The sequence below is a fragment of the Streptomyces sp. STR69 genome (assembly GCF_024519455.1).
In the GTDB taxonomy this organism is placed as follows: domain Bacteria; phylum Actinomycetota; class Actinomycetes; order Streptomycetales; family Streptomycetaceae; genus Streptomyces.
On sequence record NZ_JALJRY010000016.1, the window covers coordinates 73384 to 87110 of the forward strand.

Genomic DNA, 13727 nt, shown 5'->3' on the forward strand with positions numbered 1-13727 from the left:
ATGTCTGCTGCCCCGAGTGCCGGTCCCCCGTCGCCCTCCTCGGGGCTGTCGGCCGAACTGGCCGTACGCGTGCCGCAGTTGCTGGCGGCGATGCGGTCCGTGGGCAGTGGGCTCGAACTGCACTCCACGCTGGAGCGGATCTGCGAGGCGGCGGCCACGCTGACGGACGCCCGTTACGCGGGGCTCGGTGTCGTCGACGAAAACGGCGCCGGCCTCGCCGACTTCGTCTTCCACGGGGTCGACGCGGGAACCGCGCGGCGCATCGGGCGGTTTCCCGACGGGCACAAGGGGCTGCTCGGCGCTCTCATCCGGGAGCCGGATCCGGTCCGACTGGTGGATGTGACCGAGGATCCGCGTGCCTGGGGCTTCCCCGCGCACCATCCCAGGATGCGCGGCTTTCTCGGCGTTCCGATCCGCGTCCAGGGCGAGGTGTTCGGGAATCTCTATCTGGGCGAGAAGCGCGACGGGGACCCCTTCAACGACGACGACGTCAACATGGTCCGGGTCCTGGCGACCGAGGCCGGTATCGCCATCGGCAACGCCCGGCTGTACGAGGCCGCCCAGCAGCGCGAGCGGTGGATCGACGGATCGGTGGCCGTCACGACCGCCCTGTTGTCCGGCGGGGACGCAGAGGACGCGCTCCAGGTCGTCGCGGAGCGGGCCCGCAGGCTGTCCGGATCGGCGGCCGGGATCGTGCTGCTGCCCGCCGACGGGGGCGGCATGGAGATCGTCGCCGTGGCCTCGGAACGGCCGTCGAAGGCGCTCGGCGCGGTCGTGCCCCCGGAGAGCGAGATCGTGGCCCAACTGCTCGACGGACAGCCGGTGTTCATGGCGGACGCGGCCACCGATCCCCGTACGGTCACCGGCCTCGCGGGCGCGTACGGGCCGGTCATGGTGCTGCCCCTGCAGAGCGGCGGGCGTGTCCTGGGAGCCCTCGTCACGCCTCGGGCGCGGGGCGAGCGGCCGTTCACGGAGGCGGAGCGCACCCTCGCGATCCAGTTCGCCTCGCAGGCCGCGCTCGCGCTGATGATGGCCGAGGCCCAGCGCGACCGGGAACGCCTCGCGGTGTACGAGGACCGGGACCGCATCGCCCGCGACCTGCACGACCTGGTCATCCAACGGCTGTTCGGCACCGGGATGATGCTGGAGAGCGCCCGGCGCGACTCGCTCGTCCCCGAGGTGCGGCAGGGCGTCGGCAACGCCGTCGACGAACTCGACATCACCATCCAGGAGATCCGTACCGCGATCTTCGCGCTCCAACAAGGTCCCACCGAAGCCCCCTCCGGGCTGCGCACGCGGGTGCTGCGGGAGATCAACACGGCCGCCGTGCCGCTCGGTTTCACCCCCGCCCACCGTTTCGTCGGCGCGGTCGACACCGCGGTCGGCGACCTGACCGGCAAGAACCTCATCGCGGCCCTGCGCGAGGCCCTCTCCAACGCGTTCCGGCACGCGGCGGCCACCCGGATCGAGGTCGTCGTCGACGCCACCGCGACCCTGCCCGACGGACGGCCGGGCGTACGGCTCACCGTCGCGGACGACGGGATCGGCATCCCGGAGGGCGGTCGCCGCAGCGGCCTGAGGAACCTCAAGCGGCGGGCCGAATCCCTGGGCGGCGACAGCTGGCACGGGCCCGGCATCGGCGACGACAAGAGTGGAGGCGGCACGACGGTGGTGTGGCAGGCGCCCCACTGAACCCGGCCGGCATCCGTAACCCAGGGGCTCCCGTTGAGCCCGGCCGGCATCCGTAACCCAGGGGCTCCCGTTGAGCCCGGCCGGCATCCGTGACCACGGCCTCCCGCTGAGCCGTTCGCGCCACCCTGTCCCCCATGCGTACGACGTGAACAGGGCACCGGTCCGCCGCGCGGGTCACGATCGCTGACATGGGCTCATCTCGCCGTCACCCGCTGCTCGTTCCGGTGCTGCTGTGCGCGCTCGCCGTGCTGGCGGCCCGCCCCGGCGACGGTGACGGCCACACCGTCGGTGCCGGGCAGACGGACGCCTCGGCCGCGGCGGGCTCCTGCCCGGGCGCCGTCCGCCTCGACCGGCCGCCGACCACTGAATCCGCCGCATGGGTCGCGCCGGTGGAGCCGGTCGAACTGTCCGCCGGATTCGGCAGCGACGGCTCCCGCTGGGCGAACCGGCACACCGGCCAGGACTTCGCGGTGCCCGTCGGCACGCCGGTGCGGGCGGCCGGAGCGGGCCGGGTGGTGCGGGTGTCCTGCGGTGGCGCCTTCGGTATCCAGATCGTGGTCGAGCATCCGGGCGGCTACTGCACGCAGTACGCCCACCTCTCCGCCGTCACCGTCGACGAGGGGGACCGCGTCGCCACCGGCCAGCGGATCGGCCGGTCCGGCACGACCGGCAACTCCACAGGCCCGCACCTGCACTTCGAGGTACGGACCACTCCGGAGACGGGGTCGGCGGTCGATCCGCTGCCGTGGCTGGCGGCGCGCGGAGTGGACGTCGGCTGAGCTACCGCCGCTCCGCCAGCATCTGCTCGATCACGACGGCCACGCCGTCCTCGTTGTTGTCGACGGTCCGTCCCGAGGCGGCGGCGAGTACGGCGGGGGGCGCGTTGCCCATCGCGTACGACCGCCCCGCCCAGGTGAGCATCTCGACGTCGTTCGGCATGTCCCCGAAGGCGACGACCTCCTCGGGCGCGATACCCCGCTCCGCGCAGCACAGGGCGAGCGTGCTCGCCTTGGAGACACCGGGACCGCTGATCTCCAGCAGGGCGCTGGGACTGGACCGGGTGACGTTCGCCCGGTCGCCCAGGGCGAGGCGGGCCGTGGTCAGGAAGTCGTCCGGGTCGAGGTCGCGGTGGAACGCGAGGATCTTCAGTACCGGCTCGTCGGCCCCCGGGGCGTCCGCGGCGAGGAGTTTCTCGGCGGGCGCCAGGGTGTCCGGGATCTCCATGTGCAGCTTCGGATACTCCGGCTCCTGGTAGAAGCCGTAGGTCTGCTCGATCGCGTACACCGTCCCGGGCGCCGCCTCGCGCACCAGTCGTACGGCGTCGAGGGCGTTGTTGCGGGCCAGTTCGCGGACCTTCACGAAGCGGTGGGCGCCGGGGCCGCCGTGCAGGTCGACCACGGCGGCGCCGTTTCCGCAGATCGCCAGGCCGTGGCCGTGGACATGGTCGCTGACGACGTCCATCCAGCGGGCCGGGCGGCCGGTCACGAAGAAGACCTCGATACCCGCCTCCTCGGCAGCCGCCAGGGCGGCCACCGTGCGGGGGGACACCGACTTGTCGTCGCGCAGCAGAGTGCCGTCCAGGTCGGTGGCGATCAGCCGTGGCGGGACGGCGGAGGCCGGGGTCTCGGGCTGTCGAGTCGCTGAGGTCACCGGGCCATTCTCCCGCATTTGCCCGCACGGTCGTGCGAGGGTGCGCACATGTGAGTGGTTACGGCCCCCGGCAGGGCCGTCGCGCCCGAGGCCAGGGCGAACGAGCGCAGGAGGCCGGTGCGACACGTCGAGCGGGCGAAGTCGGACGCCGTGCTGCGGCAGTTCACCGGTACGGGGCTCGCCCTGGTGGTCGAGCCGCTCATGAACGCGGGGAGGTGAGACGCGGCATGACGACGACGGACACACGGCCGGGGCAGGCACGCACCGGCGCCCTCTGGCCCTCCCTTCTCGCCCCCGAGCACCACGGCAAGGACGAGCTGTGCGCGGTCGCCGCGGAGGGCGTCCGGGTCCGCTTCGCCGACGGCCGTGAACTCCTCTGCGTCTCCAGCGGCCTGTGGAACACGAACCTCGGATACGGCAACAGGGCCGTCGCCGAGGCAGCCGCCGAAGCGCTGCGCTCGGCCTCGTACCTCAGCACCTTCCGCTACGAGAACGTGTACGCGCGCCGCGCCGCCGACGCCCTCGTGCAGGCAGCGGGCGCGGAACACTACGGGCGGGTCCTCTTCTCGACCTCGGGCGGTGCCGCCAACGACCTCGCGATGAAGGTGGCCAGGCACTACCTGGCCCTGCGCAAGGTCGTCGTAGGGCTGCGCGGCAGCTACCACGGGCTGACCTTCGGAGGGTTCGCCCTGACCGGCGAGGACCTGGGCCAGCAGTTGTACGGCGTCGACCAACGGCTCGTACGGCACGTGCCGCCGAACGACCCGGGGGAACTGCGCACCCTCCTCGCCCGGCAGGGCGGTCAGATCGCGGCCGTCGTGGTCGAGCCCTGCCCGATCTGGTTCTGCTCCCCGAACAACGCGACCGCTTCGTCCTCGCCCAGCTCCTGTGGTGCGCCGGTGCCGACCACGCCTGCCGTGTCGCATCCCTCTCCGCACGCGTACAGCGCCGCCAGCTCGCTCTGGCGGCCCAGGTCGCCGGGGGTGCAGCGGGCCTTTCCCAGCCCGGTGCCCGAGGGCTCTGTGTCCCGGACTCGTCGAGCGTCGCCGTAGGCTCTGAGACATGAGTCTGCGCCTGAGTACCGTGATCCTTCCGCACCGCCGCTGGCATGAGGGAGGCCGTGCCGCATGGCAGCGCGCGGAGCAGCTCGGGTTCCACACGGCGTACACCTACGACCACCTTTCCTGGCGTTCGTTCCGGGACGGCCCGTGGTTCGGCGCGATCCCGACGCTGACGGCAGCGGCGGGCGTCACGGAGCGGATGGGTTTGGGCACCCTCGTCACGTCGCCCAATTTCAGGCATCCCGTGACCCTCGCCAAGGAGCTGATCTCGCTCGACGACATCTCCGGAGGCCGGATCACCCTCGGTATCGGTGCGGGCGGCACCGGCTTCGATGCCACCGCGCTCGGACAGGATCCGTGGACCCCACGGGAGCGTGCCGACCGGTTCGGGGAGTTCGTGCCGCTGCTGGACCGGCTGCTCACCGAGGACTCGGTGTCGTACGAGGGTGACTTCTACTCGGCGCACGAGGCCCGGAACATTCCGGGGTGTGTGCAGCGACCCCGGCTGCCGTTCGCGGTGGCCGCCACCGGGCCCCGTGGTCTGAAGCTCACCGCCCGCCACGGGCAGGCGTGGGTGACCACCGGAGATCCGAAGCTGTTCGAGAGCGGGACTCCCGAGCAGTCGGTTCACGCCCTTCACGGGCAGGTCGAGAAGCTGGCCGACGCCTGCGCGGCGATTGGCCGGGACATGGACGGGCTCGACAAGATCCTGCTCACCGGATTCACCCCCGATCGCGGCCGTCCGCTGGAGTCCCTCGGTGCCTTCGTCGACTTCGCGGGCCGGCACCAGGAACTGGGCTTCACCGACATCGTGATCCACTGGCCCATCCCCGACTCCTACTTCGCCGCGGACGAGAAGACCTTCGAGCAGATCGCCATGGAAGCGTTGGCCCAGCTGACGTGACGACGGTGCCCACCGCAACCGCTCGTCCATGTTTCACGTGAAACCGTCACCTCCTGCGGCCGTTCAGCCACGGCGCGAGATCCCGTCGGTGACGGCCGAGGCCGTACCCCGGTAGCGCATGTCGGGCCGCGCGGAATCAGTGGGATTCGGGGAACCGCAGGTAGCCCACGGGTACCGCCTCGGTGAGCCACACCCCGTTCTCGCTGACCCGGAACACATGGCCGTCGCCGTGCATCGCGCCCGCGTCGACGGCGAGCACGACGGGTCGGCCGCGACGGGCGCCCACACGGGTCGCGGTCTCCCGGTCGGCGGAGAGGTGCACGGCATGGCGGTTCATGGGCCGGAGCCCTTCGGCCCGGATCGCGTCCAGGTTGCGCGCCACCGTGCCGTGGAAGAGGTACGACGGCGGGGTGGCCGGGGGCAGTCCGAGGTCGACCTCGATGCTGTGGCCCTGGCTGGCGCGGATTCGGGTGCCCTCGATCGCGAAGCGGCGCTTGTCGTTCGTGGCCACCACATGGTCGAGTTCCTGACGGCTGAAGCGGAACCCGTGCGCGGTACAGGCGGCGATCAGCGTGTCGATCTCGACCCAGCCGGCCTCGTCGAGGGTGAGCCCGATCCGCTCGGGCTGGTGGCGCAGGTGCTTCGAGAGGTACTTCGACACCTTCACGGTGCGTCTTTCATCCATCCGCTCAGCATGGCGGGAGAGACGCGGATCACGCATTTTCTTTTGGAGTCGATGTTTGGTCCACAACCAACTGTAGTTATCCACAGGGGTACTTGGCGTTTCTGTGGACAACTCCCTGTCATGTCATACCTGTTCGTCAAGATCAGCCGGGGGGCGGCCATTTGGCATGAGCGCATCCAACGCCCTTGCCCGCAGCTCCCGTTCGGCCGCGAGCGCGACGAACTCGGCCGCCCTCGCCGGCCCAACCAACCCTTCCACGGCCCGCATCGTCTCCTCGGGGACGGCCACGGAACGTGACGAGAACGCCGGTGCCGAAGGCTCGACCGCCCCCAGGTGCTGCCGCAGCGAACGGTTGGCGAACAGCCGCATCGCGCGGGCGAGTTCCGCGTCCACCGTCTGCTGCGCGAGCGGGCGCAGCCGTCGTACGAGCGAGGCCGCCTCGGCCGCGTCCGCGTCGGTCGGACGGTGCGGTCCTTCGAGGTAGCGGGCGAAGACGTGCTCGGTGGTGAACTCCAGGAAACGGGACGCGATGTGCTCGACCTGGACCCTCAACTCCCGCAGATGGGACGAGATCGCGGACAGCGGAACACCCGAGGCGTGCAACTCGACGGCCACCGCGAGCTCTTGGGGGCTCGGCACGAGGAAGGAGTCGGTGACTCCGGGGACCGGTTCCAGTACGCCGAGTTCGACGGCCTCGGCGACGGCCGCGTCGTCCGGGTTGCCGCCGAAGCGCCGTTCCAGTTCGGCGCGGGAGATCCGGGCCGCCTCCTCGTCGGTCCACGGCCCGTCGACCTCCGCGACCAGCCCGAGCACCCCGCCCAGGCCCCGGCCCGCGTCCCAGGCCGCCAGCAACTCCTTGATGGAGGCCAGGGTGTAGCCGCGGTCGAGCAGGTCCGCGATCTGGCGGAGCCGGGCGAGATGGACGTCGGCGTACACGTTGGCCCGCCCGCGCCGCTCGGGGCGGGGGAGCAGACCGCGGTCCTGATAGGCGCGGATCGTCCGGACAGTGGCCCCGCTGAGCCGCGCGAGATCCTCGATCCGGTAGGCGACCTCACCGGAGCCAGAGCCAGTCCCGGTGTCGGCGCCAGCGCCGGAGACGATCCCGCTCCCGGTGTCCGAACCGCCCGCGGCACTCACGCGGCCCCCGCCCGCGCCGCCGGTGACCGTCCCAGGTACTCCACCGCCCGGCTCAGCGATCCCTCCCGCGACGGATGGTAGGAGCGCCGCAGATAGCGGGGGACGGCCGCGCCGAGCGACCGCCAGGTGGGCAACAGGCCTTTTCGTACAGCCCTGTTGTGCTCGGCGAGCGAGTAGCGGACGCGCCCGGCGAGTTGGGGATCGTGGCGGATCAGGTAGGCCGTGCCCCAGGCCCACAGGTAGAGCATCACGGGCGCGGTGACCGTCATGCCGGCGATACGGCGGACGTACCGGGGGAGACCGCGGCCTCCGCAGTGCTGGAACATGTCGAAGGCCACCGCGCGGTGTTCGACCTCCTCCGCGCCGTGCCAGCGCAGCAGGTCGAGCATGATCTCGTCGGCGCCCGCCCGGTCGAGGTCCTCGGCGGCCAGGATCCAGTCGCCCAGCACCGCCGTGAACTGCTCGATCGCCGCGACGACCGCCAGCCGGAAGCGCAGCCACTCGCGCTCCGGCAACGGCGCGCCGAGCGGCGGGCGTTCGCCCAGCAGCCGTTCGAAGAGGAAGTCGACGTACCGGGTGAAGTCGGCGGTGTCGAGCCGCTGGGCCGCGAGATGATCCAGCACGTGCGCGTGCTGGACGCTGTGTGTGGCCTCCTGGCCCATGAACCCCTTGACGTCCGCGAGGAGTTCGGGGTCCCTGACCAGCGGCAGGCCCTCCTTGAGGACCTTCACGAACCACCGCTCCCCTGCCGGCAGCAGCAGATGCAGCACGTTGATGACATGCGTGGCGGTCGGCTCGTCGGGGATCCAGTGCAGGGGCGTGCGCGACCAGTCGAAGGAGACCCGGCGGGGCGCGATCGCGTGGTGCCCGCGCGCGTGGTGCTCGTTCTCGTGGTGGTCGTTCTCGTCGTACTCGCTGACGTCGTGCTCGTTCGCGGAGGTCACAGCGGCGGCTCCAGCCGGGCCACCGCCCGCAGCGCGCGCGGTGCGAACCGGGACAGCAGATGGGCTCCGCGTGCCTCCGGAGTGACCGGTACGACGGCCTGGTCGCGGACGACCGCCCGCAGGATCGCGTCGGCTACCTTCTCCGGCGGGTAGTTCCGCAGCCCGTACAGCCGCGCCGACCTCTTCTGGCGGCGTTTCTCCTCGTCGGCGTCGACCCCGGCGAAGTGCGCGGTCGAGGTGATGTTGGTGTTGACCAGGCCCGGGCATATCGCCGAGACACCGATCCCCTGCCCGGACAGCTCCGCGCGCAGGCACTCGCTGAGCATCAGGACGGCGGCCTTGGAGGTGCTGTAGGCGGGCAGTGTTCTGGAGGGCTGGAACGCCGCCGCCGACGCGGTGTTGACGATGTGTCCGCCCTGGCCGCGCTCGGCCATCTGCTTCCCGAAGAGCCGGCAGCCGTGGATGACGCCCCACAGGTTGACGTCGAGGACCTTCTTCCAGTCCTCCGGGGTGGTGTCGAAGAAGGAACCGGATAGTCCGATTCCGGCGTTGTTCACCAGGACGTCCACCACGCCGTACTCGCCGGCGACCTTCGCGGCGAGCTTCTCCATGGCCTGCGCGTCGGAGACGTCGACCGTCTCCGCCCAGGCCTCGGGGGCACCGATCAGCCGCGCCAACTCGGCGGTGCGGGCGGCACTTTCCGCGTCTCGGTCGACGGCCACCACGCGCGCGCCCGCCTCGGCGAACGCGAACGCCGTGGCCCGCCCGATCCCGCTGCCCGCCCCCGTGACCAGCACGAGCTGTCCGCCGAACCGCTGGGCGTACTTTCCCGTCCCCGTGGCCGTCACCGGAGCTCGTTCGCCGGCCGTCACCGGACCCCCTTCGTTGGCGGTCACGAACTCCGTGATCCAGGAAGCGAGTTGATCGGGCCGCGTGCGCGGGATCCAGTGCTTGGCCGGCAGCGTCCGCCGCACCAGCTCCGGTGCCCACTCCTCCAGCCCGTCGTAGAGCCGCTCGGAGAGAAACGCGTCCCCCAGGGGCGTGACGAGCTGCACGGGCGCGTGCGCGTACGCGTCGGGGCGCGGCCTGCGCAGCCGGGCCCGGACGTTGTCCCGGTACAGCCAGGCGCCGTGGGCCGCGTCGATGGGGAGCGACGACGTCGGGTAGTCGCCGCGTGGGACCTTCTCGACGCGCTCCAGGATCTTCGGCCAGCGTCTGCCGAGCGGGCCGCGCCAGGCGAGTTCGGGCAGCACGGGCGTGTGCAGCAGGTACACGTACCAGGACTTGGCGCCCTGTCCCAGGAGTTGGCCGACGCGGCGCGGGGTGGGCCGGGTCATGCGCTTGTTGATCCAGTGCCCGAAGTGGTCGAGTGATGGCCCGGACATCGACGTGAAGGAGGCGATACGACCCTCCGTGCGCCCGACGGTGACGAACTCCCAGGACTGCACCGAGCCCCAGTCGTGCCCCACCAGGTGCACCGGCCGGTCCGGGCTGACCGCGTCCGCGACCGCCAGGAAGTCGTCCGTCAGCTTCTCCAGGGTGAACCCGCCCCGCAGCGGCTGCGGGGCCGTGGACCTGCCGTGGCCCCGGACGTCGTAGAGCACGACGTGGAAGCGGTCGGCCAGCCGGGACGCGACCTCGGACCACACCTCCTTGCTGTCGGGATAGCCGTGCACCAGGACCACCGTGGGGTTCGACGCGTCCCCCAGCTCGGCCACGCACAGCTCGACTCCGCCGGTCCGCACCCGGCGCTCGCGCGCACCCTCAAGCGTCACTTGTCCTCCGCCCAGCGCCGCACGTGCGGCAGATCGTCGTCGAGCCAGAAGGCGCTCTGTTCGGGGTCCTTGGAGTCGGTGACGACGAGGATCTCCTCGAACTTGGCGCCCGTGCCCCGGAACCCGAGATGCGGTTCGACCGCCCACAGGCCGGGGTGCGGGGGGTGGTCGGAGAAGCGGTACGGCGACCACAGCGGGGACCAGCCGTCGCGGTGGCCGTGCAGCGCGTCGCTGGCCAGCCCCTTCAGGGACTGCGTGCCGAACCCGAACAACCGCGGGGACCAAGGGCGTTCGGCGACCCGGTCGACCTTGTGCGCGATCACGCCGAAGGGATACGCGCGATGCCGGTTGGCGTAGCCCTGGCGGACCATGAGGCGGTCAACGTCCTCGTAGATCTCGCGCAGCGGGCGCCGCTCGCGCACCTCGCGCAGGAGCAGCTCGCGATGGGCCTCCAGGTCGGCGATCAGCCGGTCCTGCAGCGGATTCGCACCCAGGGAGCCCGAATACCCGATGTCGGCCGTGAAGCCCTTGTACACGGGGGCCATGTCCAGGATGAACGGCATCCCGGGCTCCAGCCGGCGGTTCGTGGGGAAGAACTGCAGCGGCACCCGGAAGTTCGTGAACGCCGTGCGGTCGCCGAACCAGGCGAAGGGCAGGTGGAACCAGTCCCGCACACCCTTCGCGCGCAGCCACGACCGCTGCATCCGGGCCGCGTCGCGCTCGGTCACCCCGGGCTCCAGCCGGGCCGCCACAGCCTCGGCGCACTCGTACGCCAGCCGCTGGACCTCCCTGAACCCCCGCAGTTCCGCGGAGAGTTCGCGTGTCACCGCCGTAGTCATGCCACCGCCCCACCTGTCCACACCGACTGCGGTACGTGCCCGTAACTTGACACTGGTGAATGTGACAGTTGTTAGAGGCTGCGTCAATAGGCTTGATCTCTACCTGTGGACAAGTGCGCGGGTCGCTCACGTAGCTCTTAAGTAGGGGCATCCCCTACGGACCCGTACGCCTGGAGTCTGACGTGAGGACAGCTCTGCGGGGTGACGACCGGAGTGGTCCGCGTCACTACCTTCGTAGACGTGACTGTGATCGCGACCGAAAGCCTGAGCAAGCGGTTCCCAAGGGTGACCGCGCTTGACCGGCTCTCCGTGGACGTCGGCCCCGGTGTGACGGGGCTCGTCGGTGCCAACGGAGCCGGCAAGTCGACCTTGATCAAGATCCTGCTGGGTCTGTCCCCCGCCTCCGAGGGCCGAGCCGAAGTGCTCGGCCTCGATGTCGCCACCAAGGGTGCCGACATCCGCGAGCGCGTCGGGTACATGCCGGAGCACGACTGTCTGCCGCCCGACGTCTCGGCCACCGAGTTCGTCGTCCACATGGCGCGCATGTCCGGACTGCCGCCCACCGCGGCGCGCGAGCGCACCGCGGACACGCTGCGCCATGTCGGCCTGTACGAGGAGCGCTACCGCCCCATCGGCGGCTACTCGACGGGCATGAAGCAGCGCGTCAAGCTGGCGCAGGCCCTCGTCCACGACCCGCAGCTGGTCTTCCTGGACGAGCCGACCAACGGCCTCGACCCGGTCGGCCGTGACGAGATGCTCGGCCTGATCCGCCGTATCTACACGGACTTCGGCATCTCGGTGCTGGTGACCTCGCACCTGCTGGGCGAGTTGGAGCGCACCTGCGACCACGTGATCGTGGTCGACGGCGGCAAGCTCCTGCGCTCCAGCTCCACCACGGACTTCACCCAGACCACGACGACCCTGGCGATCGAGGTCACCGACACCGACGAGCACCCGGACGGCACCCGCGCGGTGCGCGAGGCGCTCCACGCGCGCGGGGTGGACACCCACGACGGCAGCGGCCTGCCGGGCGCGGGCCACGTCCTGCTCCTGACGGCCTCGGGCGAGGAGACGTACGACGTGGTCCGGGACGTGATCGCGGACCTCGGCCTCGGCCTGGTGCGCATGGAGCAGCGCCGACACCACATCTCCGAGGTCTTCAGCGACACCGAGACCGGCACCGACAGCGACGCAGAGCGGAAGGAGGCCGTAGGCCATGGCAATTGACCAGCCCCTGGTCCCCCAGCCGGGCGACCAGACCCGCATCCACAACATCGGCTACCGCCACTACGACGGCCCCCGTCTGGGCCGCGCCTACGCCCGCCGCTCCCTCTACTCGCAGTCCCTGCGCGGCTCCTACGGCCTCGGGCGCTCGGTGAAGTCCAAGGTGTTGCCGATGCTGCTGTTCGTGGTCATGTGCGTGCCCGCGGCCATCATGGTGGCCGTCGCGGTCGCCACGAAGGCCAAGGACCTGCCTGTCGACTACACGCGCTACGCGATCATCATGCAGGCCGTCATCAGCCTGTACGTCGCCTCGCAGGCACCCCAGTCCGTCTCGCGCGACCTGCGCTTCAAGACCGTACCGCTGTACTTCTCGCGGCCGATCGAGACCGCCGACTACGTAAGGGCCAAGTTCGCGGCCCTCGCCTCGGCCATGTTCATCCTGACCGCGGCTCCCCTGATCGTGCTCTACGTAGGAGCGTTGCTCGCGAAGCTCGACTTCGCCGACCAGACCAAGGGCTTCGCCCAGGGCCTCGTCTCCGTGACCCTCCTCTCCCTGCTCTTCGCCGGCATCGGCCTGGTCATCGCGGCGGTCACCCCGCGCCGCGGCTTCGGCATCGCGGCCGTCATCGCCGTACTGACCATCTCCTACGGCGCCGTCTCCACCCTCCAGGCGATCGCCAGCGACCAGACCGCCACCCATGCCATCCCCTGGATCGGCCTCTTCTCGCCCGTCACGCTCATCGACGGCCTCCAGTCGGCCTTCCTGGGCGCGAGTTCGGCGTTCCCCGGAGGCGTCGGCCCCACCCACGGAGAAGGCGTCGTCTACGTCCTCGCCGTGCTGGGCCTGATCGCCGCGACCTACGGCCTCCTGATCCGCCGCTACCGGAAGGTGGGCCTGTGACCACGCTCTCCATCGACCACGTCTCCCGCTGGTTCGGCAACGTGGTCGCCGTCAACGACATCACGATGAACGTCGGCCCCGGAGTCACCGGACTCCTCGGCCCCAACGGCGCTGGAAAGTCCACCCTCATCAACATGATGGGCGGCTTCCTCGCCCCCTCCACCGGCACCGTCACCCTCGACGGCCAGCAGGTCTGGCGCAACGAACAGATCTACAAGCACATCGGGATCGTCCCCGAGCGCGAGGCGATGTACGACTTCCTCACGGGACGCGAATTCGTCGTGGCCAACGCCGAGTTGCACGGCCTCGGCGCCAAGGCCGCCCAGAAGGCGCTCGCTACGGTCGAGATGGAGTACGCGCAGGACCGCAAGATCTCCACGTACTCCAAGGGCATGCGCCAGCGCGTGAAGATGGCGTCCGCCCTGGTCCACGACCCGTCGCTGCTCCTGCTCGACGAGCCCTTCAACGGCATGGACCCGCGCCAGCGCATGCAACTCATGGACCTGCTGCGGCGGATGGGCGACGAGGGCCGCACGGTGCTGTTCTCGTCCCACATCCTCGAAGAGGTCGAACAGCTCGCCTGGCACATCGAGGTCGTCGTCGCCGGACGGCACGCGGCCAGCGGCGACTTCCGCAAGATCCGCCGCCTGATGACCGACCGCCCGCACCGCTATCTGGTCCGCTCCAGCGACGACCGCGCCCTCGCCGCCGCGCTGATCGCGGACCCGTCGACCTCGGGCATCGAAGTCGACCTGGCCGAGGGCGCGCTGCGCATCCAGGCCGTCGACTTCGGCCGGTTCACCGCCCTGCTGCCCCGGGTGGCCAGGGACCACGGCATCCGGCTGCTCACGGTCTCGCCGTCGGACGAGTCGCTCGAATCCGTCTTCTCGTATCTCGTCGCGGCGTAGGAGGCCA

General features: G+C 70.8%; 12 protein-coding genes and 1 pseudogene. 7 read left to right on the forward strand and 6 right to left on the reverse strand.

Translation table 11 applies throughout. From position 1 onward, the window contains the following. Complete coding sequence (locus tag OC490_RS28250) at positions 1-1692, forward strand: GAF domain-containing sensor histidine kinase (RefSeq protein ID WP_262060832.1); 1692 nt, start codon at positions 1-3, stop codon at positions 1690-1692. A 293-nt stretch (positions 1693-1985) separates the two neighbouring features. After that, positions 1986-2471: pseudogene (locus tag OC490_RS28255) on the forward strand (M23 family metallopeptidase); the annotation flags it as partial. A gap of 1 nt (position 2472) precedes the next feature. Here OC490_RS28255 and OC490_RS28260 read toward each other — a convergent pair. Further along, complete coding sequence (locus OC490_RS28260) at positions 2473-3360, reverse strand: Cof-type HAD-IIB family hydrolase (protein ID WP_262060833.1); 888 nt, start codon at positions 3358-3360, stop codon at positions 2473-2475. 209 nt (positions 3361-3569) lie between these two features. Between OC490_RS28260 and OC490_RS28265 the strand changes: the two genes are divergently transcribed. Together OC490_RS28265 and OC490_RS28270 are read left to right on the forward strand one after the other, a co-directional pair. Next, positions 3570-4394, forward strand: coding sequence for an aminotransferase class III-fold pyridoxal phosphate-dependent enzyme (locus tag OC490_RS28265; protein WP_262060834.1), 825 nt, complete (start codon positions 3570-3572; stop codon positions 4392-4394). A gap of 10 nt (positions 4395-4404) precedes the next feature. Further along, the gene (locus OC490_RS28270) at positions 4405-5307 is read left to right on the forward strand and encodes an LLM class flavin-dependent oxidoreductase (protein WP_262060835.1); all 903 of its coding nucleotides are present in this window, start codon (positions 4405-4407) and stop codon (positions 5305-5307) included. Positions 5308-5443: 136 nt separating this feature from the next. On the opposite strand, the gene OC490_RS28275 is transcribed toward OC490_RS28270, so the two are convergent. From OC490_RS28275 to OC490_RS28295, 5 genes are all read right to left on the reverse strand, one after another. Beyond that, complete coding sequence (locus OC490_RS28275) at positions 5444-5992, reverse strand: RNA 2'-phosphotransferase (RefSeq protein WP_262060836.1); 549 nt, start codon at positions 5990-5992, stop codon at positions 5444-5446. A gap of 123 nt (positions 5993-6115) precedes the next feature. Then, positions 6116-7093 (reverse strand): MerR family transcriptional regulator, encoded by a 978-nt coding sequence (locus OC490_RS28280; protein ID WP_262060971.1) that lies wholly within the window; start codon positions 7091-7093, stop codon positions 6116-6118. Between the two features lie 32 nt (positions 7094-7125). Further along, complete coding sequence (locus OC490_RS28285) at positions 7126-7986, reverse strand: metal-dependent hydrolase (protein WP_262060972.1); 861 nt, start codon at positions 7984-7986, stop codon at positions 7126-7128. An 83-nt stretch (positions 7987-8069) separates the two neighbouring features. Next, the gene (locus OC490_RS28290) at positions 8070-9848 is read right to left on the reverse strand and encodes an SDR family oxidoreductase (RefSeq protein WP_262060837.1); all 1779 of its coding nucleotides are present in this window, start codon (positions 9846-9848) and stop codon (positions 8070-8072) included. Further along, positions 9845-10687, reverse strand: a complete 843-nt coding sequence (locus tag OC490_RS28295) for a M24 family metallopeptidase (RefSeq protein WP_262060838.1) — start codon at positions 10685-10687, stop codon at positions 9845-9847. The genes OC490_RS28290 and OC490_RS28295 overlap by 4 nt, the downstream gene beginning before the upstream one ends. 246 nt (positions 10688-10933) lie before the next feature. Here OC490_RS28295 and OC490_RS28300 point away from each other — a divergent pair, with 246 nt between their 5' ends. From OC490_RS28300 to OC490_RS28310, 3 genes are read left to right on the forward strand one after another with little or no spacing between them, the layout of a single operon-like run. Next, complete coding sequence (locus OC490_RS28300) at positions 10934-11914, forward strand: ABC transporter ATP-binding protein (protein WP_262060973.1); 981 nt, start codon at positions 10934-10936, stop codon at positions 11912-11914. Next, positions 11904-12812, forward strand: a complete 909-nt coding sequence (locus OC490_RS28305; protein ID WP_262060839.1) for an ABC transporter permease — start codon at positions 11904-11906, stop codon at positions 12810-12812. The genes OC490_RS28300 and OC490_RS28305 overlap by 11 nt, the downstream gene beginning before the upstream one ends. Then, positions 12809-13720 carry an ABC transporter ATP-binding protein gene (locus OC490_RS28310; protein ID WP_019073425.1) on the forward strand — a complete coding sequence of 304 codons (912 nt, stop codon included), beginning with the start codon at positions 12809-12811 and terminating at the stop codon, positions 13718-13720. Before OC490_RS28305 ends, OC490_RS28310 begins: the two co-directional genes overlap by 4 nt. Positions 13721-13727: the final 7 nt, after the last annotated feature.